The organism is Micromonospora parva, assembly GCF_000718515.1.
In the GTDB taxonomy this organism is placed as follows: Bacteria; Actinomycetota; Actinomycetes; order Mycobacteriales; family Micromonosporaceae; genus Micromonospora; species Micromonospora parva.
In genome coordinates this window covers 192682-217359 of record NZ_JNZS01000011.1, presented here as the reverse complement: position 1 = coordinate 217359, position 24678 = coordinate 192682, and the positions used below count along the sequence as shown (strand labels likewise).

The following is a 24678-nucleotide window of genomic DNA, read 5'->3' as shown; positions in this document are numbered from 1 at the left end:
CGCGAGCCTTTGGGAGATGCCCCATGCCTGACCTGTTGACCGCCGCGCTCGCGCACGCTGCGCGCGGCTGGCACGTCTTCCCCCTGCGTCCCGACGACCGACCCGACGATCCGGACCACGCCAAGCGGCCGGCGTTTCCCAACCGCTGCACTGCCGAGCACTGCCCCCGCGCCGACCCGCGCTGCCGCGCCGCCGGCCGTCACGTCGGGTGGGAGGAACGCGCCACCACCGACCCCGGCCGTATCCGCCGGGCGTGGTCGACCCGCCCCTACGGCATCGGTATTGCCTGCGGCCCGTCCGGGCTGGTCGTGGTCGACCTCGACGTGCCCAAGCACGCCGACGACACCCCGCCGCCGCAGTGGGCCGCGGCGTGTGACGGCCTGGACGTGTTCGCCACCCTCGCCAACCGGCACGGCGGCATCGACGCCACGTACACCGTGACCACGGCCAGTGGCGGCAGTCACCTCTACTACCGCCACCCCGCCGGGCCGGACCTGCGCAACACGACCGGCGACCGGGGCGGGCTGGGCTGGAAGGTCGACACCCGCGCCCACGGCGGATACGTCGTGGCGGCCGGCAGCACCGCCGCTGGCCACCCGTACGCGGTGGCGTTGGATTGCGACCCGGCACCGCTTCCCGCGTGGGTGGCCGGGCTGCTCGCCCCCGCACCTCGACCCGCGCACCAGCCCGCCCCGGTGGCGCTGCCGCCGGACCGGCGCGGCCCGTACCTCGCCGCCGCGATCCGCCGGCAGGTTGCCCACCTCACCGCCGCCCCGGAGGGGCAGCGCAACCACGCCCTGTTCGCCTCAGCGGTGGCGCTCGGCCAGCTCGTGGCCGGAGGTGCGCTCACCGACGCCGACGTGAGCGCCGTGTTGGAACCGGCCGCGCTGTCGCTCGGCCTGCCCGCCGGGGAGGTCGCCCGCACGATCGCATCAGGGCTGCGGACCGGGGCGAACAACCCGCGCACCCTCGCCGGGGTGGGGAGGGCGGCGGCATGAGCACCCGGTTGCAGATCGGCTCTGGCCCCGAAACGATCCGCGTGCTCAAAGCGGCGCTGGTCGACGGGCTGCTGCCCGACACCTACGTGTCCGCCGGGGCGCTCGTGCACATGGAAGCCGTCTCCGGTGGCCTGGCCACCGCCGCCGACGAGGACTCCCCGCTGCCGGTGTCGGCGAGCATGGTCAACCCCGCCGGGCTGGCCGGGCTACTGGCCGAGCACGCCTACGTGTACCGGCTCAAGACCCGCAAGAGCGACACCGGCGACCCCGAGGTCTACGAAGACGAGGTAACCCCACCTCGCGACATCCTGTCGTCCGTGCTGGCCGGCAAGACGTGGCCCGGCGTGCCGCCGCTACGCGGAATCATCGGCGCCCCGGTCCTGCGCCGGGACGGCACCCTGCTCCAGCAACCCGGCTACGACCCAGCAACCGGCCTCTACCTCGCGTCCAAGGTGGCGCTTCCCCCGGTGCCGGACGAACCGACGCCGGAGCAGGTCGACGAGGCGCGCACGTTCCTGCTCGGCCGATTCCTGCGCGACTTCCCATGGGCATCCGCGGCTGACCGGGCGAACTACGTGGCGCTGCTGGCTACGCCGATCCTGCGGCACTTCACCCGTTCCCTGACCCCGTTCGCGTTGATCGACGCCACCATGCCGTCATCGGGTAAGACGATCCTGACCGCCGGGCCGGGGATGCTCTACGGGCAGCGGGTCATGACCTGGGCTTACTCGGATGAGGAACTGCGCAAGTCCATCACGGCGGTGCTGGCCGAGCAGGTCGGCGTGGTGATCTGGGACAACCTGGCCGAGGGCACCGTCATCGACTCCGCGGTGCTCGCCCAGCTCGTCACCTCCGGTGTCTGGTCCGACCGGCAACTAGGGGCGTCGCGCAACGTCGCCACCGTCAACGACCGGCTGTGGATGGCCACCGGTAACAACCTTCAGGTGGGCGGGGACATGGCCTCCCGCACCGTGCGGGTGCGCCTCGACCCGGACATGCCCCGCCCCGAGCTGCGCGACCAACGCGGGTTCGGCATCCCGCACCTTGACCAGTGGATCACCGACCCGGCGAACCAACTCACCGTTCTGTGGCATCTGCTCGTGCTGGTGCTCGATTGGACCCGGCGGGGAGCACCTCGGGTGTCGGGGTTGTCGATGCGGCAGTTCACCCCATGGGCGCAGACCCTCGGCGGGTTCCTCGCCCACCACGGCATCGACGGATTCCTGACCAACGCGGCCGACATTCGTGAGATCGATGAAGACGAAACGCGCTGGCGCGCGTTCCTCACCTGCTGGCACGACCGCCACGGCGGCCGTGCGATGACCGCCGCCGAACTCCGGCAAGACGGCGAGCCCATGCACCTCGGCAGCGACGTGAACGACCCGTGGGATGGGCAGTTCATCACCACCCACAACGGGCGGCTACCCAACCCGCTGCAACTCGGCCGTCTGCTTACCGGGCAGGCCGGGCGGTGGCGCGGTGAGCACGTCGTGCGTGCCGGCCGCAACGACCGCGGCGACCGATCTGTGTTCTGGGTGGAACAGCACGAGGGGTGAAACCCGCTGAACCATCTCCGCATCTCCGCAACGCCGCACCAACCCCGCTCTACCAGGGAAAACACCCTGCGGAGATCAGAACCAAGAGGATCATCAATCTCCGCATCTCCGCAACCAACTGCGGAGATCCCGGCTCTTTGCGGAGATGACCCCTCACCACCTCCGACCATCTCCGCAAGCATTTGCCCAGCTCACAGGCATTTTTGCGGAGATGCGGAGATGCGGAGATGGTTCAGCCCTCCCGCCACGCCTGGCGACCACCGCGACCGCCCCACTCGACCGCCTCCCGCCGATCGCTCATCGATGCTCTGCGGTACCGCTCATCGAGTCGTTCGCGCGAACCATCGATCATGCGACACCTGACACGACATGCCGGCTGCGCTAGAGACGCCGAACCTTGTATGCAAGTATTGGCGGGTTCTGCGCAACGTTGGATGAGACGGGGTGAGATGCGCGATAGCGATATACGGCAGGCGCTAATGACTCGCCTCGTTGAGAAGTACGACTCAGAGCCGGGCACTCAAATTCGGCACGAGTTAGGTCTTTGCGCTGGCCGGACAAGGGTCGATGTAGCCGTCATCAACGGCCAAATCTCCGGGTTCGAGATTAAGAGTGACGAAGACAAGTTGAGCCGGCTCGTAGGGCAGGCCGATTTGTATAGCAGGGTGCTCGACCGCGCCTCCCTTGTGACGACCGACCGGTACCTCGATCAGGCATCCCAAATGATTCCATCATGGTGGGGCGTCTGGCTTGCCGTTCCCGGCAAGCGCCAAGTCCAGCTTCGGAGCGTCCGTCGCGGCCGCCGTAACCCCAGCCCAAATCCCTTTTCGGTGGCGCAACTGCTGTGGCGGGACGAAGCTATGGCCCTACTGAAAGAGCGCGGGAACCACCGGGGCTTGTCAAGGGCACCGCGATGGTTCGTCTGGGAACGCCTCACTGAAACATTAGAGCTAGACGAGTTGCAAACAGAGGTTCGGCGCGTGCTTAGGACGCGGCAGGATTGGCCAGCTCGCTTGTGACATGAGCGAGGTGATGGGAGGTTCCCCAAGCCCGCCAGCTCGTAGCATTACCTGGCCCCGGCTGCCGTCGAGCGCAGCGCGCGAGTTCCCTGTCCCCCCAGGAGAACTCGGGGCCCACGAACGGCCAATGGTCCGATGAAGTTAGGGTTTCGCACAAGTCGTAGAAGCTGTTGTTACCTCCGGTCTCAGGGCGATCCCAACGATAGATCCACCAATTTTCACTTGAGGTATATCTGAGACTCGGCAAGGGCGCTCGGCCTCCGGTTTGCATTGCGGGATGAGCAATCCCATAGTCGCCGAATTGTGGGCTCCGATCGGCCAGCCGCCCCCAAAGCTTCCAGTCCCACCTCGTCAAGGGCGTCGCCTCGTTGCGGGGGAGAGCCGAGATGGCTGGCGGCATGGCGCCCGAGGTGACGACGACGGAGTGCCACCCTTGGTCGCCCAGTCCATCGAGCACGTTCCTCACAACCAGTTCGGCTCGGCTCACATCCCTGTCCGATGAGACTTCACCCATGTCCACCATCAGGTGGCAGCGTTCAGGGCCGACTTTGGCCAGAGACAACGCTCGGGCTATCCGAGGAGCGTCGGCCACCGGATCGGGATCTGCCGTAAGGCTGCCGAGACGGATGATGACGTTGCCGCTGTGCAGGCGCGCCGCCTCACCGCAGGCCAGAACATGGTCGTCCGGATCTTGAAGGCGGATAACCGGCGCAATCGGGACGCCCCACTGCTCTAAGTCCTCTGCCAGTTCTACAATCAGCGGTCGGCCCTCATCGTTGGTCCTGACATGCGTCGTGTCCACGCCGACGGTCATGCCAGCAGGCACTGATTCTCGGACTTTTCGCACGAAGCCGACGCTAGCCTTAGTCGTCCCACCATCCGAGGGGCAGACCTCAAGCAAGGGGTGCAGGTGACTGACGTCGCGATCCCCTAGTTGACTCAGCGCCTTGAACTCACCCTCGCGCCCCTTGAGCACCGGCCAATATCCGACCATAGCGACCCCCGAAGGATTGCTGGTTAACCTGTGGCTACTCAAGGTATCTAAGCAAGCTCACAATGTAACCAGTTGACATTCACGGAGAGGCATGTCGTAAGGGCGGAGCGTAGCCATTGACGGCCGATTAGCGAGATTAATTAAAGATGCACTGTTTCTACGCTTTTAGCTGCTGCGCCCGGCACGCGAGAGTCGATGAACAAGAGGAGGGTGCGGTGTTCGAGCTGGAACCACTACCCGGCCATGGTGCGTCGCGTGGTGCGAAATGAGGCGCACTGGAGCAACTGGAGCGCCCACAGTTGCCCAACATGAGGGCAGAGCGGCCTGATGAAGGCTTAGTCCTCGCACCCCAAGCCACTTCTAATCCCAAGGCCGCAGGTTCGAATCCTGCCGGGCGCACCTACCTCACCGCAGGTCAAGGGGCTTCCGCTCCCCAACGAAGCCCTTCTACAGACGACAGACGGTCCCTGCCCTGAGGGGAGGGACCGTATGGCGTTCGGCTTCACCTTGCGGCAGGCCAGCACGGACGGGTGTGCTCAGCCCTGCTGGTGGCGCTCGTTGCGTCGAAGGGCCTCTTCGAGTTGGTCCTCAAGAATAATGATCCGACAGGCCGAGGCGATGTCGGTGCCCTGGTCGCACATCTCGCGGGCGCGCGCGGCGAGGCGTATTTGGTAGCGAGAGTAGCGGCGATGCCCGCCACCGGAGCGCTGCGGGTCGATCAGTTTCGCGTCGCCCAGTCGGCGTAGGAAGTCCTGCGAGCAGCCGATGATCTCGGCGGCACGGCCCATCGTGTAGGCGGGGTAGTCCTCATCGTCGAGCATGTCGTCGGGTTGAGCCATGAAACCTCCATCACGAGGGCCCCGGTGCTCGGAAGCACCGGGGCCCAAGGGTTGTGGGTCAGGAACACCATCTACCGACAGAACGTCGGCTTGTCTTGTCCGCACCGGCCGTCAGGGACGGCTTCGGGTGCGAGGATCGCATAAGCGTGACCGGAGACCACCTCTCGTTCGAGGGAAACTGCGGTGTCCGCGCCCAGCCCACAGATGCAACTGGTAGCGGGCGATCCAACGGTGTAATGCCCTCCCTTGCCTCTGATTCCTCTGCCTTACTCCGTGCTGTCTCGTCAGTGCCCGAGCCCCACGCGACTTCATGGCCCCGACACATACGACGAACTCTCCTTGCCTCGGGTGAAGCCCTGAACAAGCGTCGGCCTCACCCGCTGTCACACACGTACTACCGAACTACGGCAAATGTCTGCCGCCGAGCTGAGCAGGACTTGCACGTTCCCTGTCCCGACTCCTTCGCCCTCGTGGGGGGCGGCAACGTCAGCGTCTTTGCTTACTCCGTCTTCGACCTCAGGAACGTTAGTCGGGACCGGCAAGGATGTCTAGCGTTTCGAGCATAGATTTTCTCCGAGGACGGAGATAGGACGACGTATACGGGAAGCGCGGTGGGCAAGCGGTACCGACGGGAGGATCCCCGCCCTGAGCCGACCGCCGCCGCACCTCAGGTTCGGTGCCCGGCAGGTGTCTACGGGTTGACCGGTCCACGGCGTTAATAGGGCGTGACGTTCGAGGAGTACGCGTTCGCCCGCACGTCGGCCCTGGTGCGGCTCGCCCGGTTGCTGACCGGTGACGAGCACCGGGCCGAGGACCTGGTGCAGGAGGTCCTGGCCCAGGCGTACGCGAGGTGGGGGCGGATCGCCCGGACGGATCGTCCTGACGCCTACGTCCGCCGGATGCTGGTCAACGCCCACAGATCCTGGTGGCGTCGGCGGAGCAGCCGGGAGGTCACCGTCGCCGCCGTACTCGATCAGGCCGGTGACGTGGACGAGGCGGCCGGGGTCGCTGAGCGCGACGCGCTGTGGCGGTTGGTCTGTGCGCTGCCGGCGCGTCAGCGCACGGTGATCGTCCTGCGCTACTACGAGGATCTTGACGACGCGTCGATCGCGGAGATCCTCGACTGTTCGACCGGGACGGTACGCACCCACGCGAAGCGGGCGCTGACGGCGCTGCGTCAACGACAGGCTGCGGCATCCCCCGCACGGGCAGGAGAGTTCTGATGTTCAGCGACCTTGATGAGCAGCTCGCCAGCACGCTGAAGCATCGTGCCGGTGGCGATGTCGACCCGACACCATTCGTGCAGCACGCCCGGATTCGCGGCCGGCGGTTGAGGCTGCGGCGACGGGCACTGATCGCCGGCGGCGTGGCGGCGGCGTGCGCTGCTCTCACCTCGGTGGTTCTGGTGCTCCCGGGCGGCCGGACCACCGACGACCCGATCGCGCCGGCCTCGGCACTGATGTTGCCGGAGGCACGAGGCGCTGCGACCGTACGGCCGGAGGAGGTGGGTGCCGATCCCGCGACCGTGCACTTCTCGCCCGGCGCCCTGGTGAGCGGTGCGGAGTACGCGACGTGGCGTGCCGGGCGCGGCATCGAGAGCGTCGAGTTCCGGGGCCGCAGTGGGCAGGCCCGGTTCGTGTTGGCCCGCACCGAAGTGTCGCTGGACGAGCTTCAGCAGACGTTGTCGTCGGCGGGACGACCGCAGCCACGCTCCGATGTACGAGTCGGTGACCGCCCGGGTGTCGCCTGGTTCGACCCGTCCGGTGACCGGCAGTTGTGGTTCGTTCGCTGGGAACCCGTCGACGGGCTCTGGGCCCAACTGGACACGTACGCGACCACCCGGGACGAGGCGACGGGCACGGCGGGCCGGGTCCGGTTCGATGGCGCGCACCGTTGTGTGGTGCCGTTCCGCCTGGAGTCGGTGCCACCCGGCGGACGGCTGCTCGAATGCTCGGTCACGTTCGGCCGCTCGGCGCGGGGGACGTTCGTCGAGGGCGCTCTCGTGGTCGGTGACGCATCCGGTCGCTGGCTGACCGTTCGGGCGCAACCCGCCCCGGCCGGCGGGGCCCGGGCCGGGGATCTCACCGCCGGCCCCTACCGGGCCCGCCGGCAGGGCAGTGACGTGTTGGAGATGACCGTCGAGCCGTTCGTCGTGGAGGCGTTCCGCAAGGGGTGGGGGGACGGCTACACCGAGGCGGAGGGCTTGACGATCCTCGGCGGGTACCGGCCGGCCGCCGACCCCGACCGCCCGGATACCTGGTGACCGGGCGGCCGGATCAGATCGGCCCCAGCAGGTTGACCAGCGTGTCGTCGCCCTGGCCGAGCTGGGCTGCACCGATCGGTGGCGTGACGAGGAACCGTCGGCAGCCGTCGAGTTCCACGTACCAGTCGGGGCGTTCCCCGTCGAGCGGTCGCAGCACCGCGAAGCGGGTCGCCGGGGTGGCACAGTCGACCACCGCCCGGCGGTTGTTCAGCGCCCGGAGCACACCCGCCTGGCGCTCGGTTGGCAGTGGCCCTCCGTACACGAAATCGCCGGCCGGCTTTTCGCCCTCCTGGAGCGACTCGGGCACCTGGTAGACGCAGAGGCGCAGCGGCCCGGCGGCCGGTCGGGCGACCGGCCCGGCCGGCCCGGGGCGACGGCTCCTGGTTTCCACCCACACCATGTCCGTCCACTGCTGGGCGCATCCGGCGGCCTCGGCCGCCGCGGATTCGACCTGCCCGATGGTACGGGTGTCCACAGTGCTCCACTGCGGCCCGGCCAGGGCCGCGATGACCTCGCGGCGCGGCTTGCCGCAGGCGTCGGTCGGGATCTGGGGGCGCAGCCAACGCCCCCGGTCGTCCAGCAGGGCCAGCCACGGCGGGACGACCATGTCGAGGGTGCAGGCGACCTTCCCGCCGGTCGGCTCGCTGGGCAGGCGCAGCGCGGCGAGCAGTGGTGCAATCTCCTCGGCGCGCCGCTCGGTGGCCAAGTGCTGCTGGCCGCCCCGGCGGCCCGGCCGGGTCTCCCGCCCGCAGATCACGGCCGCTACCGGGGTGAACGTGGGGTCGATCCGACCGGTCGTCGGTTGTTTGGAGGCTGGTGGCGACGTCTGCGTGCCCGGCAACGTGATTGTCTCGCCGGCTCGGGGGGCATCCTTGGCGCAGGAGGTCCACTTGTCGACGATCTGGGCCGGGGCGGGCTCGGCAGCCTCGCCCGGCCCGTTCTCCGTGCCACCGCAGCCGCTCAGTGCCATGCCGAGCAGTGCCACCGCCAGTACCGTCCGGGACGAGCGCATCCAGCTCACCATCCTTTCACCCGAGGATGAGACGGACGGCAGGTGTGCTCGGTTCCGATCGGTCGCGGCACCCGTGCGACCACCCCCAGCCGCGCGGGCACAGAGTGACACATTAGCGACACTCCGTGCACTAGGGGTCATCAGATGTCAGCCGACATGCTATTGTCCAATGTCTATCTGCTTCGTGTGGACCCGGACCGGGTCGTTGTCGGAAGGGCACTTCCCGATGCCGGCCGTTGCCACTCCAGCCGTGCCGCCGCCCACGTTGGACAATCCGGCCGGCGGGGCCCTGGGCCTCATCTTCACCACGTTGCCGGCGTTGCTGCGGCTGACCTGCGGGCTGTTCGGCGCTGCGGTGGCCGTGTCCGTGCAGACCCCGCCGGTCGAGCAGGCGGTGCTGCTGCCCGCTGTCGGCGTGCTGACCGGCTGGTCCCTCTGGTACGCCCACCGCGCGTTGCGCCACGGCATCGGTCCCGCTCTCGTCGCCGGTGACGTCGCGGTCACCGCGTCGGCCTGCCTCCTCATGCCTGTGCTGGTGGCACCCGAGGTGTTGCCCGGCGAGGGCAGTTGGATCGCCGTGCTGGCCAGCACCACGGTGATCAACACACAGGCCACCGCCCTGGCGCGCTGGTCGATCCCCGCCGGGCTGCTCGTGATCGTCACCTACGTGACCGGCGCGCAGGCGGCCGGCAACCCCACCGAGGCGCGGGCGCACGCGGCCACGCTGCTGGCGCAGACCGCCTGCACGGCGATGATGGCGGGGGTCATGCGGCGACGCATCGGCCGGGCGGACCGCGCCTTCGCCGAACACCAGCGGCTGACCCGGGAGGCGTTGGTCGCCCGCGCCGCCCGCGAGGCCGAACGCCAGCAGAACCGCGACCTGCACGACACCGTGCTGGGAACGTTGACCATGGTGGGGCTGGGCGCGGTGGCCGGTCCCTCGACCGTCTTCCGGGACCGGTGCGCGGCCGACCTGCGTACCCTCGTCTCGCTCAGCGACGTCGGCCCGGTGGCCGGCGACGGCCCGGTCCCGCTCGACGGACGGCTGCGGTCGGTGGTCGAACGGCTGCCCGAGCTCGCGGTACGGCTGGACCTGACGTCCTGCGCCGTCCCGGTCGGGGTGGCCGACGCGATCAGCGAGAGCGCCTACGCGGCGCTGTCCAACGTGGTCCGCCACGCCCCCGGCGCCGAGGCCACGCTGCGTCTGGTCCGCGACGCGATCGGCGTCGTGGTCGAGGTCGCCGACGACGGTCCCGGCTTCGACCTGGCCACCGTCCCACCGCACCGGTACGGGCTGCGCGAGTCCATCCGCGGCCGGATGGCCACCGTCGGTGGGCGTGCCGAGGTGCACTCGGCGGTCGGGATGGGCACCCTGATTCGACTGGAGTGGCCCGGTGTCGGCTGACCTGAACGCCCCTGCGCACCTCACCGACGCTCCCGAGGCACCGATCTGGGCCGGCGTTCCGACGCCCCGGGAGCCGGTCTCCCCCGAGGCGCTCGCCGCGCCGGCCGCCGTCGCGCACGCCTCCGACCGGGGCGCCCGGATCGCCGCCGTCGTCATCGCACTGGCCTGGCACGTCGCGATCGCGCTGCCGGCGGTGCTGGCCGCCCGCGCGGAGTTCGCCGCGCCAGCAGTGGTGCTCGGCGCCTGGATACTGGTCGCCGTGACCGGCGCGGTCGCCGGGGTACGGCTGCTGCTGGGCTCGCCGCTGCCGCCGTGGCCGCTGGCCGTGTTGCTGCTGGTCGTCGACGCGGCCGTCTTCGCCGCGGCCGGGGATCGGCAGTTGTTCACGGCCGCCAACTGGGTGTGGGGCACGCTCGGCTGGTTCTTCGTGCTGGCGGTGTGGGGCCAGCGCGTGGTGGGGCTGATCGCGCTGCTGAGCACGCACGCCCTGATCGCCCTGGTGGCCGTGCTGGGGCACGGCGCCGACCCGGCCGACGTGGCCCGCTACGTGATGTACGTCTACGGCACGTTCTCGCTGCCGGTGGCGGTCTTCGTGGGCAGCGCCGTCATCGTCGGCCTGGCTCGGGAGCGGGCCGGCGTCTCGGCCGCCGGTCACGCGATGGCCGCCGAGCGGGATGCCGCCGAGCGTGGCCGCCAGGAACGCCGCGACCGGCTCACCCTGGTCAGCTCGGCGGCCGGGCGGGTCCTCGGTGACCTCGCCGCCGGGCAGGCCGACCCGGGCGACCCGGAGGTGCAGCGCCGGTGCATGTTGGCCGCCGCACGGCTACGCCGGCTGATCGCCGAGTCCGACGATGTGCCCGACCCGTTGCTGCACGAGTTGCGCGCCGCCGCCGACCTGGCGGAACGCAGCGGCCTGCCGATCGACCTGGTCACCATCGGCACCCCGCCGCCGCTGCCGGTGGAGATCCGCCGCCGGCTGGCCGACCCGCTCACCGGCACCCTCGCCGACGCCCGGGGATGGGCGCGGCTGACAGTGGTCTCCGGCCCGGACGAGGTGGTGGTCAGCCTGGTCACGCCGGACCGGGAAGGCCCGGAGGCGACCGGCCCACCGCCCGGGGAGCGTGACGACGGGCCGGTGCAGTACCTCTACGAACGGGACGGGAACATCAGATGGGCGCAGACCCGATGGCGGCGGTGAGCGGCGATCAGCCGGTCGGGGTGGCGATCGTCGACGACCACCCGGTGGTGGTCGAGGGAGTCCGCGCCTGGCTCGCCACCGAGCCGCGCCTCACGGTGCTCGCCACCGGCGACGACCCGGACGAGGTGCTGCGGTCCGCCCCGGACGCCGCCGTCGTCCTGCTCGACCTGCGGTTGCACGGGCGGATGGCGTTGGACAAGTTGGCCGAGCTGAGCGCCGCCGGGCGGCGGGTGGTGGTCTATTCGGAGCACACCGACCCGCAGACGATGCTGGCCGCACTGGACGCCGGGGCGGTGGCGTTCCTGGCCAAGCACGAGGGCCGGGAACACTGCGTGGAGACGGTGCTGGCCGCCGCGAGCGACCGCCCGTACGTGCCGCCGGCGCTGGCCGGTGCGATGGTCGGCGACCCGCGACCGGACCGGCCGATGCTGTCCGACAAGGAGCGTGAGGCGCTGCTGCTCTGGTTCCAGTCGATGTCGAAGGCGTCGGTGGCTCGGCGGATGCAGATCAGCGAGCACACAGTGAAGCAGTACGTCGACCGTGCGCGGATCAAGTACACCCGGGCGGGGCGGCCAGCCGCCACAAAGGCGGCACTACTCGCCCGTGCGATCGAGGACGGTCTCGTCCGCCCGGAGGAGATCGGCATCTACCGGTCACAGGCGACGCACGACCGGCCGACCCCCTAACAGGCGTCATGACAGGGGCGCTGTTGTCCGCGAGGCTTCTCTTCACAGCCAGCTGACCGGAAGGTCGTGACGATGCACTCCGATGCGTCCCCGTTCTTCATCGGTCCCCACCGGTTCGACGCCCCGGACGACGACGTGGGCCCGACCCTGGACCGCCGCTACCACCTGCGACCGAGGCCCGGTGAACGATTGCTCGGGCGACATCGGCTGCTGGTCGCGGGCTACCTGCTCGGGCCGAGCGAGATGCGACGCCGCTGGGAGCTTCCCGAGCCGGTCGAGGTGACCGTCACCGACCAGCGGATCTGCTGGGTGGGCAGCGGCTCGCAGCTGTCGCTCGTCGCCGACGGCACGCACCGCGCCCGGCCGCCCGCTCGGCTCAACGGCCTGATGAGCGGGCAGATCCGTTGGCAGTGGCCGTCCCGGTTGGAGTTGTCGGCGACCACCCCTGACGCACCGCTGCGACTGCTGATCGTCTGCGACGCGCTGCGCACCATCCAGCAACCGGCGTTGGCGCTCAGCGGAGCCGCCGCCGAGGTCGTGGCGCTCGCCCGGCAGGTCCGCCGGGCGGTGGCCCTGTTCCGGCTCAACCGTCCGCAGCTGGTCGACCTCTCGGCTCAGGAACGCGACGTGCTGCTCCTGCGGGCCGGCCCCGGTCTGCTCGCCGGCGACACCCGGATCACGCTGCCCGGCTCGTTGCCGGTGGAGTTCCACTCCCGGGACGACTACTACCGGTCAAGACCGGAGCCGACCTCGTGGGGCGGGCTCGCAGGCGGCGCAGCATCCGGGCATCGGTGAAGCCGACGGCCCGCGCGGCGGCTTCCACGGTGCTGCCGTGCCCGATCAGGTGCTCGGCCCGTTCCACCCGGAGCAGCTGCTGATAGCCCAGCGGGGTGAGGCCGGTGCTCGCCCGGAACAGCCGGGTCAGTGTCCGTTCGGCAACGCCGCCGGCGGCGGCAAGCTCGGCCAGCGGCAGGGGCTCGGCGTACCGACTGTCGATCAGATCCTGCACCCGGTGCACCGAGTCGGACAGGTGGGAACGGTGCCGCATCAGGGCGCTGGCCTGTGGCTCGTGCCCGTTGCGGCGGGCGTAGACGACCAGCGTGCGGGCGATCTTCGCGGCGGTCGCCGGGCCGTGCCGGGTCGCCACCAGGTGCAGCGCCACGTCGATGCCACTGGCGATGCCCGCCGAGGTGACCACCCGGTCGTCCACCACGTACAGCACGTCGCGGACGACCTGGGCCGCCGGGTGCCGGCGCGCCAGGTCGTCCTGCACCTCGTGGTGGGTGGTGCAGCGGCGGCCGTCGAGCAGCCCGGCCCGGCCGAGCGCGTACGCCCCGGCGCAGACGCTGGCCACCGTGCCGCCGGCCGCGTGGTGCGCGGCGAGCCGCCGCAGGTCGCCGGGAGACACCGGCCCCTGCGGCCCGTGCGCCGCCGGCCGCCAGCCCGGCACTATCACCAGGTCGTCCGGGGCCAGTTCGGGCCACCGGGTGTCGGCGACCAGCGGTACGCCCTGCACAGTCGGCACCTGTTCGCGTTCGGCGACGTAGTGCAGCTGGTAGTCGTACCCCAGGTCGGCGGCGCTGGAGAAGACCTGGGCCGGTCCGGCGAGGTCCAGCAGGTGCAGCTGTGGGACCAGCAGGAAGACGACCCGGGTCACCAGGTCAGCCCCCGCTGCCGACGACTGTCGCGCCGACCAGTTCGTCAACGGTTCGGATGGTCGCGAAGCGGCCGGCGAGCGCGTACTCGGTGCGGGTCACGATCTCCTCGTTGGTCAGGGTGCGCGGGTCGGCGAGGATCTCCGCGACGGTGGCGGTGTCCGGCAGGGCCCGGTGCGGGATGGGGAAGGTCAGCGTGGCGTCGGTGACGAAGGTCATCCGGTAGCCGAGGTCGGCGCCGACCCGGGTGGTGGTCTCCACGCACTGCTCGGTGCGGATGCCGCAGACGGTGATGTCGGTGATGCCCGCCTGGGTGAGCAGCTGCTGGAGGTTCGTGGTGGTGAACGCGTTGTGCGCCGTCTTGACCAGTGTCGGCTCATCCTGGGCGGGGACCAGCCCGTCGATCAGCCGCACGTACCCGAGGGCGGGGTCGAACAACCCGCCCGTGCCGGGTTCTGAGTGCAGGACCCAGACCACCAGGTCGCCGCGCTGCCGGGCGGCAGCCACCAGCCGGTCGACCTGGCGGATCATGTCGGGGTTGGAGCCGTACGCCCAGATCGGGCGCTGACGGAAGGACTCCTGTACGTCGATCACGACGAGTGCTGCTCTGTTCATGACCTCGATACTGGTCCGACGGCGTTCACACCGGCAGACACCATCCTGCCCGGGTGCGGAACGATCCGGCCAACCTGGCGTCAGACGCTGGGGGTGCGCTCTTCGGCGGCGGCGTCCAGCGCGGCGGCCTCCTCCGGCGTGGGCGCGCTGCCGCCCAGGTGCGCGGGCTGCCACCAGGTGTCATCCGGGCCGGCCGGAGTGTCCGGGTAGTCCCGCTGCGCCCGGTCGACGAGGGCGCTGAGCCGGGTGGTCAGCTCGGCGGCCAGCACGTTCGGGTCGGGGAAGTCCGCCGGGTTGATGGGCTCGCCGATCAGGATGGTGATCGGCGTGTGCCGGCGGGTCAGGGTGCGCGGGCGGCCCTTGGTCCAGAGGCGCTGGGTGCCCCACAACGCGACGGGCAGCACCGGCACCTTCGCCGAGCGGGCCATCCGGACCGTGCCGCTCTTGAGTTCCTTGACGGTGAACGACCGGCTGATCGTCGCCTCGGGGAAGACACCGACGACCTCGCCCTGCTTGAGCGCGCTCACGGCGGCGCGGAACGAGGCCGCGCCGGCCTGCCGGTCCACCGGGATGTGCCGCATGCCGCGCATGAGCGGGCCGGAGATCCGGTGGTTGAAGACCGACTCCTTGGCCATGAACCGAACCAGCCGACCCGACGCGTTAGCGCCCAGACCGGCGAAGATGAAGTCGAGGTAGCTCACGTGGTTGCTGGCCAGCACCGCCCCACCAGTGCGGGGTACGTGGTGGGCGCCCTCGATGGTGATCTTCAGGTCGAGGACCCGGAACAGCGTCTTGGCGGCGGCGATAACGGGCGGGTACACGAGCTCCGGCATTCGCAGAATCTACCCTGACCGGCTGGAGATCGGCTGGGTGGCGAACCGGCGGCGGCACGGGTGGTGCGCGCCACCGCCGGTTCGGCTGTCGAGCCGGTCAGTCGGTGAGGGCGTTCAGGTCCAGTCGACCCCGGGCGAACGCGTCCACCCGACCCCACCGACCCGGGATGTCCAACACCTCGATGCGGCCCATTCCGACCGGCAGCCGGGGCGCGACCGCCAGGTGACCCTCGTGCGGCTCCAGACCGAGCATGGTGCGCAGCAACAACAGCGGTGCGCCCGTCGACCACGCCTGCGGGCTGCACGCCGTCGGGTACTCCACCGGGAACTTGGTCAGCTCCCGCGGGTAGCCGCCGAATGCCTCCGGCAACCGGCCGTCGAAGTACGTTGCCGCGTCCAGGATGCCGTTGGCGATGGTCGCGGCCTCCTCGGCGAAGCCGTAGCGGCGCAGACCCCAGGCGATGAACGAGTTGTCGAACGGCCAGATCGTGCCGTTGTGGTAGCCGATGGGGTTGTACCGCGCCTCCCCCTCGGCGAGCGTCCGCACCCCCCAGCCGGAGAACAGCCGCGGCCCGACCAGGTGTGCGGCGAGCTTCTCCGCCCGCTCGGGCTCGACGATCCCACTCCACAGCAGGTGGCCGATGTTGGAGCTGAGGATGTCGCACTGGCGGCCGTCCGGGTCCAGGGCCAGGGCGAAGTACTCGCCGTCGTCGACCCACCAGTCCCGGTTGAACCGCTCCTTGAGCTGCGCCGCCTCCCGCTCCAGCTGGTCGGCGAACTCCGGGTCACCCCAGAATTCGCGAGCCAACCGGGCCGCCCGGACCTTCGCGTCGTACGCGTACCCCTGCACCTCGCAGGTTGCCCGTGGGAACGGCGGCAGCGTGCCGTCGGAGTAGGAGATCGAGTCCCAGGAGTCCTTCCAGCACTGGTTCTCCAGGCCGGTGTCGGTGTTGCGGCGCTCGTACCAGATGTAGCCGTTGCCGACGAGGTCGGCGTAGTTGTCGATCCACCTCAGCGCCGCCCGGGACTCCTGCTCCAGCTCCCTGACCAGCTCGACGTCCCCGCTCCACCGCTCGTACTCGTCGAGCAGCACGATGAACAGCGGCGTCGCGTCCACCGAGCCGTAGTACGGAGAGTGGGGCTGCTCCTCGAAGGCGGCGGTTTCGCCGTAGCGCATCTCGTGCAGGATGCGCCCCGGGTCCTCGTCCCGGAAGTCGTCGAACCGGCTGCCCTGCAGGGACGCCAGGATGCGCAGCGTCGTCTTCGACAGCTGCGGGGTGAACGGCAGCGTCTGCAGGCAGGTGAGGATGCTGTCCCGGCCGAACATGGTCATGAACCAGGGCAGACCGGCGGCCGGCAGGGTGGCGCCGCCCAGTGACAACGGCGGGAAACGCAGCGCGGCCAGGTCGATCAGGCTGCGCCGGTACGTGCTGGCCACCCGGCCGTGCTCACTGTTGACCTTGGGCGCGTCGGCGATCCACTGCTCCAGGTCGTGCTGGAGGGCGAGCCGCTCGGTGCCATGCTTGCGCAGCCCCAGACGAAGGTCCCGGCCGGTGGGCCCGACCGCGTTGGTCTCGACGTCGATCGAGGCTTCCCACTGCTCGTTCGGCTCCAGGTGCACGGTGTACGCGAAACCCTTGCTGTCGTACCGGGCCGACATCGACGACGAGATCACCGTCTCCCGCCGGAAGTTCCCCCGCCGGTAGCCCAGCCGCAGCCGATCCGGCTCCACCTCGGTGTAGATCTCGCCCTTCTTGTTCAGGATCTCGTCCTTGACCTGGAACAGGTCGGCGAAGTCCGACGCCGCGTCCATCCGGACTTCCAGGTCGACCGGCTTCTCGTCGTGGTTGAGAATGGTCAGTTGCTCCCGGAAGCTGCCGCCCACCGCCCGCTCCCGGATGATCGACAACTTCGCGTCCACGTAGTGCGTGGCCATCCCGGGGACCAGGAAGAAGCGCGACTCGAAATACTGCAGGTCGTCGAAGGAGAGCGAGTTGAGTCGCTCACCGTTGACTGTCAGCACCCAGGTCGACAGGAACCGGGTGTCGATGGAGAAGAGCCCGGTGGGCTCGCTCGGCGTCGCCTCGATGTCACCGGTGTCCTCGCAGACGACGAACGTGTTGCCGTCCAGGATCCGGATCGTGTTGCTCTGCCCCATCAGTGCACCTCCCCGGCGAAACGTCGACGTGGCCCACGGGCGTCCGGTGACCCCGGGAAGATCCGCTCCACCTGTACGACCAGCCGAAGGTCGCCCGACGCCGTCATGTCGCCGCGCAGCAGCGCGGCCAGGCCGTGCTCGCGCCCCGAGGCGATGTCGTCGAAGAGGCTCGGGCTAGCGCCGATCACCGTGTCGGCCTCCTGGTCCTCCTGGCTGACGTTCAGCCGGCCGTGATCGATCCTCAGCAGCCAGTGCCGGGTCTGCGCCCCCTCGTGCAGGTCGATCCGCAGCGTCCCGGAGGTCTTGGCCAGCAGGGGTTCGTACCCCCGCCGGTCCAGGTCCTCGAAGAACCTCGTGGTCGCGTCCACCATCGGGTCCACTCCTCCCAGTTGCCGGGCCGGGGATCCCACCCACCGCGCTCGCGTCGCGCGGACGGCCGGCGTTGCACGTCCCCGCACGGGTCCCCGCCCTCCCCCACGCCCAACCTCACCCAATTCAGGTGACCCCCACCCCCTTGCTCCTTGCTCTCGGTGATCAAGAGGTTTGCGTCACCACAGTGGGCGGGTCGTGACGCAAAGCTCTTGATCACGCGGGGAGGGGTGGGGGACAGAGCGCGCGCCGGCTCTCCCCTTGGGGAGGGCCGGCGCGCGTCTGGCGCGGCGGACGGTCAGTTGTTCGGGTCGTCGGCGCTGATGTCGGCCAGGACCGACTGCGGTTCACGCTCGACCGCGAGGTCACCCATCGAGACCAGGCCAACCAGGCGTCCGTCGTCAATCACCGGCAACCGGCGTACGGCGTACGTCCGCATCAGGTCAGCGGCGGCCACGGCATCGTCGTACTGACTCACCGTGATCACGTCGCGAGTGGTGATCTGATTCAACCGGGTCGAGCCCGGATCCATGTTCTCCGCGACACCTCGGACCGTGATGTCCCGGTCCGTGACGATGCCGACCACACTGTCGCCGTCGGTCACCACCACGTCTCCGATCGCGCTGTCACGCATCTCCTGCGCGGCCGCGATGAGCGTGTCGTTGCCGTCCATCGTCACCAACCGGGTCGTCATGAACTCTCCGACCGTTGTCATGGTGCTCCCCTCTCGGTGTCGGCACGGCCCGTCTACCCGCCGCCCGGCACCGGGTAACGCCCCGCCGCCGGTCGCTACCGGCGCTGCCGCACACGCCGCACCTCGGACCCGCCGCCCGCCGACCCGCCCGGGGGCAGTGCACCCCGGGGTGGCCGCCTACGGTGGGCTGATGGCGGCGGACGAGTCGGAGCTGCGGGAGCTGGTGGCCGGCAACCGGTGGTTGACCCGGGCGCTGACAGTGGTGCGCGACTCGGGGCTGCCGGACGCCTGGATCGGCGCGGGCGTCCTGCGTGACCTGGTCTGGGGCGAGCGGTACGGACACGGGTTCGACCCGGCGACGGTCCGGGACGTGGACGTGGTCTTCTTCGACCCGACCCGGCTGACCCGCGAGGACGACGACCGGGCCACCGCCCGGCTGACGGCGGCGTGGCCGCAACCGCCGTGGGAGGCGCGCAACCAGGCGGCGGTGCACACCTGGTACGCGGCGAAGTTCGGCGGCGAACCGATCACCCCGTACCGCGATGTCACCGAGGCGGTCGCCACCTGGCCGGAGTACGCGACAGCGGTGGCCGTCCGCCTGGACTCGGCCGACCGGCTGAAGGTCTGTGCGCCGTACGGCCTCGCGGACCTCTTGCGTGGGGTGTGGCGACACAACCCGGCCCGGGTGGGTGTGGCATTGTCCCGGCGACGGCTGGCCCGGCACCGACCGGCGCAGCGTTGGCCCGGCGTGACCGTGATCGAACCGGGCTGACCGGTCGGGGTCAGCCCCTCGGCGGCATCCCGTAGAGCCGCTCCACGTGCAGCCGCAGCACGATCCGCCCCTCGTCGACCATGGCCTGGCGGTATTCGTCCCAATCGGGGTGTTCGCCGCTCAGCGCCCGGTAGAGCACCACCAACTCCTCGACCGTGTCGTCGCCAAGCTCGGCGGACGGCGGGGTCAGCTCGGCGCGACCCTCGACCACCGCGTACGCCCAGCCGTCCTGACTGCTGACGTGGAGGCTGGCCCGGGGGTCGCGGCGCAGGTTGGCGGTCTTCGCCCGAGAGTCGGTGACCGAGACCCGGATCAGGCCGGCGTCCCGGTCGAAGGAGTAGAGCACCGTGGACAGCTGCGGGCGACCGTCCCGCTTGATGGTGGCGAGCACGCCCATCGAGTGGCCGGCCACCAGGTCGGTCAACGCCTGCTGGGTGCGGTCGTCGGGCATGGTGTCCTCCAGGTTGGACGATCGTCTCCGACCCATCCAAGCACGACCCGCCGGCCCTCGCGGGCGACCACCCGGTGCTGGCCCTCGTCCAGAGCGACCGAGGTCGAGCGCACGCACCGACAGTGCGACCACCCGGAACGGCAGCGAGCCCTCGCCGACGGGCGGCGAGGGCTCGGTGCTTGTTGGATGTCGAGGGCCTGTGGTGTGGCGACCGGTGCCGGTCAGCGGCGCTCGGCGGCGACCAGCTCGGCGAGCTGCACCGCGTTGAGCGCGGCGCCCTTGCGCAGGTTGTCGTTGGAGCAGAACAGGGCCAGCCCGTGCTCCACCGTCTCGTCGGCGCGGATCCGGCCCACGTAGGTCGGGTCCTGGCCGGCGGCCTGCAACGGCGTCGGGACGTCGGTCAACGCCACCCCCGGCGCGTCGGCCAGCAGCTCGTGGGCGCGCTGCGGGGTGAGCGGCCGGGCGAACCGGGCGTTGATCTGGAGCGAGTGCCCGGTGAAGACGGGGACCCGGACGCAGGTGCCGGAGACCCTCAGGTCGGGGATCTCCAGGATCTTGCGGCTCTCGTTGCGGAGCTTCTGCTCCTCGTCGGTCTCGAACGAGCCGTCGTCGACGATCGAGCCGGCGAGCGGGAGCACGTTGAAGGCGATCGGCTGGGCGAACGAACGCGGCGCGGGGAACTCCACGGCCGACCCGTCGAAGGCCAGCCCGGTGGCGTGCTCGGCCACCTTGCGGACCTGCTCGTCCAGCTCGGCGACGCCGGCCAGCCCGGCACCGGAGACCGCCTGGTACGTCGACACGACCAGGCCGACCAGGCCGGCTTCGGCGTGCAGCGGGCGCAGCACCGGCATCGCGGCCATCGTGGTGCAGTTGGGGTTGGCGATGATGCCCTTCGGCCGGTCCAGGGCGGCGTGCGGGTTGACCTCGGCGACCACCAGCGGCACCTGCGGGTCCATCCGGAACGCCGAGGAGTTGTCGATCACGACGGCGCCGGCCTCGGCGACCCGGGGGGCCAACTCCCGGGCGGTGCCCTTACCGGCCGAGAAGAGCACGATGTCCAGCCCGGAGTAGTCGGCGCTGGCCGCGTCCTCGACGATCACCTCGCCGTCGCGCCACGGCAGCGTACGCCCGGCTGACCGCGCCGAGGCGAACAACCGCACCTGCTCCGCCGGGAACTCCCGCTCCGCCAGCACCTGCCGCATCACGCCACCGACCTGGCCGGTGGCTCCCACAATGCCGATCCTCATGCCCGCGAGGCTACCGACCCGACCCCCGGAACCGGGACCCCTTTCCCACCCCCCGGGTCCCGCATCACACCCACCCACCCACTCCCCCAACCCCCACCCTCACCCCCGTCGACCATGAAGCTGTTGCCGCGACACGCCGTCGGAGGTGGCAACAACTTCATGATCAACGAAGCGGAGGGCCGGGAGGCCGGGAGCAGGGGTGGGTGGGGTTAGGGGAGGAGGTCGCCCAGGGCGGTGGCCTGGAGGTCGTCGCGGATGGCTGCGGCGTCGCCCTCGATGACCAGGGTCAGGGCCTCCGGGTGCAGGTGGGTGGCCGCCGCCGCGGAGACCTGCTCCACGTCGGCGGAGAGCAGCGCCTCCCGCAACCGCGCGTGGTAGTCGTCCGGCAGGTCGTGCACCACCAGGGTGGTCAGCGCGGAGGCGATCGCCCGAGGGCTCTGCAACTCGACCGAGAGCTGCCCGGCCCGCCACGAGCGGGCCACCTCCAGCTCGTCCTCGGTCACCCCGCTGGCCTGGGTACGGGTGATCTCGCCCACCGCCTCGACCACTGCCGGCGCGGTGACCGCCGTCTGCACCCCGGAGCTGACCGCGAACCGACCGAACCGGCGCGACGCGGCGAAGTCAGCCCGGATGCCGTAGGTGTAGCCGCGGACCTCACGCAGCAGGTGGTTGAGCCGGGACGTGAACGCACCGCCGAGCACCGTGCCGGCGAGCGTCATCGGCACGTGATCGGGGTGCGCCCGGTGTGGTGCCGGGTGGCCCAGCCGCAGCGTCGACTGCACCGACCCGGGTCGGTCCACCAGGATGATCCGCCGACCGTTGTGCGTCGGCACCTCAAGGGGGCCGCCGCGCTCGGCGGGGCCACCACCGGTGCCGGCGAACGCCGCGGCGGCCAGCGCGTCGAGGTCGATCCGGTCCAGGTCACCGGCGACGATCAGGGTGCCGGGGCGCAGGAACCACTCGGAGTGGAAGACAGTGACGTCCTCCACGTCCAACCCGGCGACCGACTCCGGGTCGCCGTGCATCGGCCGCCCCCAGCGGTTCTGCGCGCCGAACAGGTCGGCCCGCAGCGCGGCGTCGGCGCGCGGGCCGGGGTTGGCCCAGTCCATGCGGAGCGCTGTCGCCTCGTCGTCGCGGACCCGGCGTACGTCGGCGGGGTCCAGCCTGGGCGTGCGGACCGCCTCGGCCAGCAACTCCACTGCCGCGTGCAGCCGGTCCACCGGGATCACCACGCTGGCCTGGAACGAGTCCCAGTCCAGGCCGGTCGACAAGGCGGTGCCGAGCCCTTCGACGGCGAGGGCGTACGCGGCGGCGTCCCGCTGCGCGGTCCCCTCCTCCAACGCCTTGGCCAGCACACCGGACAGGCCCTCCTTGCCGACCGGCTCCTGGCCCGCGCCCACGTCGAGCAGCAGCAGGGCCACGGCGAGGTTCTGCCCCGGCAGGTGCGCGGCGACGACCTGACCACCGGCCACGGCGCGGCGGACCACCGGCGGGAACCGGTACGGGCGGGCGGCACCCGGGCCGGGACGGTCGGCGATCAGCGTCATGAGGTCTCCTCGGGCAGGTAGGTCAAGGTCACCCGGTCGGTGGCGAGCACGTCGGCGGCGGCCTCGGCGATCTGCTCGGCGGTGACCGCGAGCAGCGCCGGCAGGTGGTCGGCGACGCGGGCCGGGTCACCGAACTGCGTGGCGTACCGGCCGAGCAGGTCGGCGCGGCCGTCGACGGTGGACAGCTGACGCCACCAGCCGGTGCTGAGCAACGCCTTGGCCCGGTCCAGTTCGGCGGCGGTGACCGGCACGGTGGCCAGCTCGTCGACGACCTCGGCCAGCCCTTCGGCCAGCCGCTCGGCGCTCACTCCGGGACGGGCGGTGGCGGTGGCGATCAGTGGTGCCGGGCCGTGCGCGAGGTCCACCCCGTACGCCCCGACCAGGTCCGGCTGCGCGATCCGCTCGCCGTCGGCGAGGCGCTGGTAGAGCCGGCTGCCCCGGCCGCTGCCGAGGACCGTGGCGAGCACGGTGATCACGTCGTACCCCGGGCTGCCGAACGGGTAGCTGCGGTGGGCGATGTACACCCGCGGCGCCGGCACGTCGGCGCTGACCGACTCGACGGCCGTCTGCCCGGTGGCGGGGACGCTGCGGCCGTCCGGTGCGGGCGGGATGTCGTCGCGGGCGGGCAGCGCGCCGAAGTACTTGTCGGCGAGCGCGAACACGTCGGTGGCGGTGGCGTCGCCGACCACGGTGAGCACCGCGTTGTTCGGCGCGTAGTAGGTCTGATGGAACGCCTGGAAGGTGGCGAGGTCGGCGGCGTTCAGGTCGGCCATCGAGCCGATCGTGGCGTGGTGGTAGGGGTGCCCCGGCGGGTAGAGCATCGGCAGCAGTCGCAACCAGGCGTCCCCGTACGGCACGTTCTCGTAGCGCTGCCGGCGCTCGTTCTTCACCACGTCCCGCTGGTTGTCCAGCGTCTCCTGGGTGAGGGCGGGGACCAGCCCGCCCATCCGGTCGGCTTCCAACCAGAGCGCCAGCTCCAGGTGCTCGGCCGGGACCGTCTCGAAGTAGTTGGTCCGGTCCGGGTTGGTGGTGGCGTTGAGTGAGCCGCCGGAGCCCTGGATCAGCTTCATGTGCTCGGTCTTCGCCACGTTCACCGAGCCTTCGAACATCAGGTGCTCGAAGAGGTGGGCGAAACCGGTCTGCCCGGCCGGCTCGTGCCGGGAGCCGACGTCGTACCAGAGGTTGACGGCCACGGCGGGCGCGGTGCGATCCTCACTCACCACCACGCGCAGGCCGTTGTCCAGTCGGGACGTCTGAATGGGCCAGGGGTAACCGCTGTCGGGCATGCCCCGACGCTATCTGATCTCGGGGGCGGAAAGGTGACGCGCTGTCGGTCGGCGAGCCGACCCGGGCGGCATCGGTGCGGCCGCGCGGGGTACCGGAGGGGAATGACCGTCACCCCGCTCCCGTCCCGGGCCGCCACCGCCGTCGAACGCGCCAGCACCGCACTCGGCCGGCTGCGCCGCGGCCGGCTGCTGCATCCGGCCGGTCGCTCGTTCGTCGGCGAGACGGTGATCTGGGGTACGCCGGGACCCCCCACCGGGGTCGCTCTGCTCGACGACCCCGGCCGGTACCGGACCACCGTCCGGCTCTCCAAGGGCACACCCACGCCGGGCAGTTGGCCGGACGTGCTGGGCCTCGCGGTGCGCCTGCACCGCGACGACGGCCGGCCGTTCGACCTGTTGGTCAGCTCCAGCGGCGCGGCCCCGGTGCTGCGGAACCTGCCGCTGCCCCGCCGCCGCTTCACCGGCACGTACAGCACGATCACGTGGTTCCGCGCAGGTCGGCGACGCCTCTGGCTGGCCGCGTTGGCCGACCCGGACGCGGCCGACCTGGGCCGCAGCCTGGCCACGGTGGCCGCCGCGACGCGGACGGACACCCCGCGCCTGGTGCTCGCGGTCGCGTCGGCGGTGGGGCCGTGGCGGCTGGTCGGGCAGGTCAGCCTCGGTGCCCAGCTCAGCGCCGAGCAGGACGCGGCGCTCGCGTTCGACCCGACGCGCAACCTGCCAGCCGAACTGCGGCTGGCAGGTCCGCTGGCCTGGCTGCGCGACCAGACCTACCGGGGGTCGCGCCGGGCGCGCGGGGCGACCGCTCAGTCCGGCGGTTCGACAGCGACAACGGTCTGATCCGACGTACGACGTTCCAGCACCGTGTCCGGGGCGGCGTTCTGGTCCGCCGTGCGGATGTCCGACTCGGTGAGGATGGCTTCCGCCTGCGCCTCCGGGTCGTCGCTGCCCACCGCCGTCTCCTCGGGCAGGAGGTGGTGTGCCCGGGACTCCACCCGGTCCTGATCGCTCTGTTCGTGTGTCATGGGACCCCTGTTACCCCGACCGCATCCCTGGCACGCGATGTTCGCTCCGCATCTTG

At 70.8% G+C, this 24678-nt stretch carries 25 protein-coding genes; 11 read left to right on the top strand and 14 right to left on the bottom strand.

Annotation, left to right across the window (positions count from 1 at the left end; all coding sequences use genetic code 11):
• Positions 1-23: 23 nt before the first annotated feature.
• The 3 genes from IF22_RS0117825 (at position 24) to IF22_RS36465 (ending at position 3573) form a co-directional block, all read left to right on the top strand.
• Positions 24-998 (top strand): bifunctional DNA primase/polymerase, encoded by a 975-nt coding sequence (locus tag IF22_RS0117825; protein WP_030333391.1) that lies wholly within the window; start codon positions 24-26, stop codon positions 996-998.
• Positions 995-2554 (top strand): hypothetical protein, encoded by a 1560-nt coding sequence (locus IF22_RS0117820; protein WP_030333390.1) that lies wholly within the window; start codon positions 995-997, stop codon positions 2552-2554. Before IF22_RS0117825 ends, IF22_RS0117820 begins: the two co-directional genes overlap by 4 nt.
• A 227-nt stretch (positions 2555-2781) precedes the next feature.
• A complete protein-coding gene (locus IF22_RS36465) occupies positions 2782-3573 on the top strand; it encodes a sce7726 family protein (RefSeq protein WP_156057608.1) in 792 nt (263 codons plus the stop codon).
• On the opposite strand, the gene IF22_RS36460 is transcribed toward IF22_RS36465, so the two are convergent.
• Positions 3539-4567 (bottom strand): beta family protein, encoded by a 1029-nt coding sequence (locus IF22_RS36460; protein WP_081883879.1) that lies wholly within the window; start codon positions 4565-4567, stop codon positions 3539-3541. The genes IF22_RS36465 and IF22_RS36460 overlap by 35 nt on opposite strands.
• Before the next feature lie 536 nt (positions 4568-5103).
• Positions 5104-5406, bottom strand: a complete 303-nt coding sequence (locus tag IF22_RS0117810) for a MerR family transcriptional regulator (protein ID WP_030333387.1) — start codon at positions 5404-5406, stop codon at positions 5104-5106.
• A 725-nt stretch (positions 5407-6131) separates the two neighbouring features.
• Here IF22_RS0117810 and IF22_RS0117805 point away from each other — a divergent pair.
• Entirely contained in the window at positions 6132-6629 is a 498-nt protein-coding gene (locus tag IF22_RS0117805; protein ID WP_030333386.1) for a SigE family RNA polymerase sigma factor, read from the top strand.
• Positions 6629-7669, top strand: a complete 1041-nt coding sequence (locus IF22_RS0117800) for a hypothetical protein (RefSeq protein ID WP_030333384.1) — start codon at positions 6629-6631, stop codon at positions 7667-7669. The genes IF22_RS0117805 and IF22_RS0117800 overlap by 1 nt, the downstream gene beginning before the upstream one ends.
• Before the next feature lie 13 nt (positions 7670-7682).
• Here IF22_RS0117800 and IF22_RS0117795 read toward each other — a convergent pair whose 3' ends face one another.
• The gene (locus IF22_RS0117795) at positions 7683-8693 is read right to left on the bottom strand and encodes a hypothetical protein (protein ID WP_030333383.1); all 1011 of its coding nucleotides are present in this window, start codon (positions 8691-8693) and stop codon (positions 7683-7685) included.
• A 214-nt stretch (positions 8694-8907) separates the two neighbouring features.
• Between IF22_RS0117795 and IF22_RS0117790 the strand changes: the two genes are divergently transcribed.
• The 4 genes from IF22_RS0117790 (at position 8908) to IF22_RS34450 (ending at position 12765) form a co-directional block, all read left to right on the top strand.
• Complete coding sequence (locus IF22_RS0117790; protein WP_030333379.1) at positions 8908-10086, top strand: sensor histidine kinase; 1179 nt, start codon at positions 8908-8910, stop codon at positions 10084-10086.
• A 43-nt stretch (positions 10087-10129) separates the two neighbouring features.
• Positions 10130-11284, top strand: a complete 1155-nt coding sequence (locus IF22_RS0117785) for a hypothetical protein (protein WP_030333378.1) — start codon at positions 10130-10132, stop codon at positions 11282-11284.
• Positions 11257-11970 (top strand): response regulator transcription factor, encoded by a 714-nt coding sequence (locus tag IF22_RS0117780; RefSeq protein ID WP_030333375.1) that lies wholly within the window; start codon positions 11257-11259, stop codon positions 11968-11970. Before IF22_RS0117785 ends, IF22_RS0117780 begins: the two co-directional genes overlap by 28 nt.
• 72 nt (positions 11971-12042) lie before the next feature.
• Positions 12043-12765, top strand: a complete 723-nt coding sequence (locus tag IF22_RS34450; protein ID WP_156057605.1) for a hypothetical protein — start codon at positions 12043-12045, stop codon at positions 12763-12765.
• On the opposite strand, the gene IF22_RS0117770 is transcribed toward IF22_RS34450, so the two are convergent.
• The 6 genes from IF22_RS0117770 to IF22_RS0117745 all read right to left on the bottom strand — a co-directional run bounded on the left by IF22_RS0117770 (position 12647) and on the right by IF22_RS0117745 (position 18315).
• A complete protein-coding gene (locus IF22_RS0117770) occupies positions 12647-13627 on the bottom strand; it encodes a GlxA family transcriptional regulator (protein ID WP_081883878.1) in 981 nt (326 codons plus the stop codon). The genes IF22_RS34450 and IF22_RS0117770 overlap by 119 nt on opposite strands.
• Positions 13628-13631: 4 nt before the next feature.
• Entirely contained in the window at positions 13632-14240 is a 609-nt protein-coding gene (locus tag IF22_RS0117765) for an isochorismatase family protein (RefSeq protein WP_030333369.1), read from the bottom strand.
• 80 nt (positions 14241-14320) lie between these two features.
• Entirely contained in the window at positions 14321-15073 is a 753-nt protein-coding gene (locus tag IF22_RS0117760; protein ID WP_030333368.1) for a lysophospholipid acyltransferase family protein, read from the bottom strand.
• Positions 15074-15170: 97 nt separating this feature from the next.
• Entirely contained in the window at positions 15171-17231 is a 2061-nt protein-coding gene (locus IF22_RS0117755; RefSeq protein ID WP_030333365.1) for an amylo-alpha-1,6-glucosidase, read from the bottom strand.
• On the bottom strand, positions 17231-17602 hold the full coding sequence (locus IF22_RS0117750; RefSeq protein ID WP_030333363.1) for an SCP2 sterol-binding domain-containing protein: 372 nt from the start codon (positions 17600-17602) through the stop codon (positions 17231-17233). The genes IF22_RS0117755 and IF22_RS0117750 overlap by 1 nt, the downstream gene beginning before the upstream one ends.
• A 296-nt stretch (positions 17603-17898) precedes the next feature.
• Positions 17899-18315, bottom strand: a complete 417-nt coding sequence (locus IF22_RS0117745; protein ID WP_030333361.1) for a CBS domain-containing protein — start codon at positions 18313-18315, stop codon at positions 17899-17901.
• A gap of 169 nt (positions 18316-18484) precedes the next feature.
• On the opposite strand from IF22_RS0117745, the gene IF22_RS0117740 reads away from it, so the two are divergent.
• The gene (locus IF22_RS0117740; RefSeq protein ID WP_030333360.1) at positions 18485-19066 is read left to right on the top strand and encodes a nucleotidyltransferase family protein; all 582 of its coding nucleotides are present in this window, start codon (positions 18485-18487) and stop codon (positions 19064-19066) included.
• 10 nt (positions 19067-19076) lie between these two features.
• Here the strand turns inward: IF22_RS0117740 and IF22_RS0117735 are convergent, their stop codons facing one another.
• The 4 genes from IF22_RS0117735 to IF22_RS0117720 form a co-directional block, all read right to left on the bottom strand.
• A complete protein-coding gene (locus IF22_RS0117735) occupies positions 19077-19517 on the bottom strand; it encodes a PPOX class F420-dependent oxidoreductase (RefSeq protein ID WP_030333358.1) in 441 nt (146 codons plus the stop codon).
• A gap of 221 nt (positions 19518-19738) precedes the next feature.
• Positions 19739-20764: an aspartate-semialdehyde dehydrogenase gene (locus IF22_RS0117730; protein ID WP_030333356.1), complete on the bottom strand. Its 1026-nt coding sequence runs from the start codon at positions 20762-20764 to the stop codon at positions 19739-19741.
• Between the two features lie 209 nt (positions 20765-20973).
• A complete protein-coding gene (locus tag IF22_RS0117725; protein WP_030333353.1) occupies positions 20974-22311 on the bottom strand; it encodes a M16 family metallopeptidase in 1338 nt (445 codons plus the stop codon).
• On the bottom strand, positions 22308-23597 hold the full coding sequence (locus IF22_RS0117720) for a M16 family metallopeptidase (protein ID WP_030333351.1): 1290 nt from the start codon (positions 23595-23597) through the stop codon (positions 22308-22310). The genes IF22_RS0117725 and IF22_RS0117720 overlap by 4 nt, the downstream gene beginning before the upstream one ends.
• A 102-nt stretch (positions 23598-23699) precedes the next feature.
• On the opposite strand from IF22_RS0117720, the gene IF22_RS0117715 reads away from it, so the two are divergent.
• Positions 23700-24437 (top strand): hypothetical protein, encoded by a 738-nt coding sequence (locus tag IF22_RS0117715; RefSeq protein WP_030333349.1) that lies wholly within the window; start codon positions 23700-23702, stop codon positions 24435-24437.
• Here IF22_RS0117715 and IF22_RS0117710 read toward each other — a convergent pair.
• A complete protein-coding gene (locus IF22_RS0117710) occupies positions 24404-24622 on the bottom strand; it encodes a hypothetical protein (protein WP_030333347.1) in 219 nt (72 codons plus the stop codon). The genes IF22_RS0117715 and IF22_RS0117710 overlap by 34 nt on opposite strands.
• Between the last annotated feature and the right edge of the window lie 56 nt (positions 24623-24678).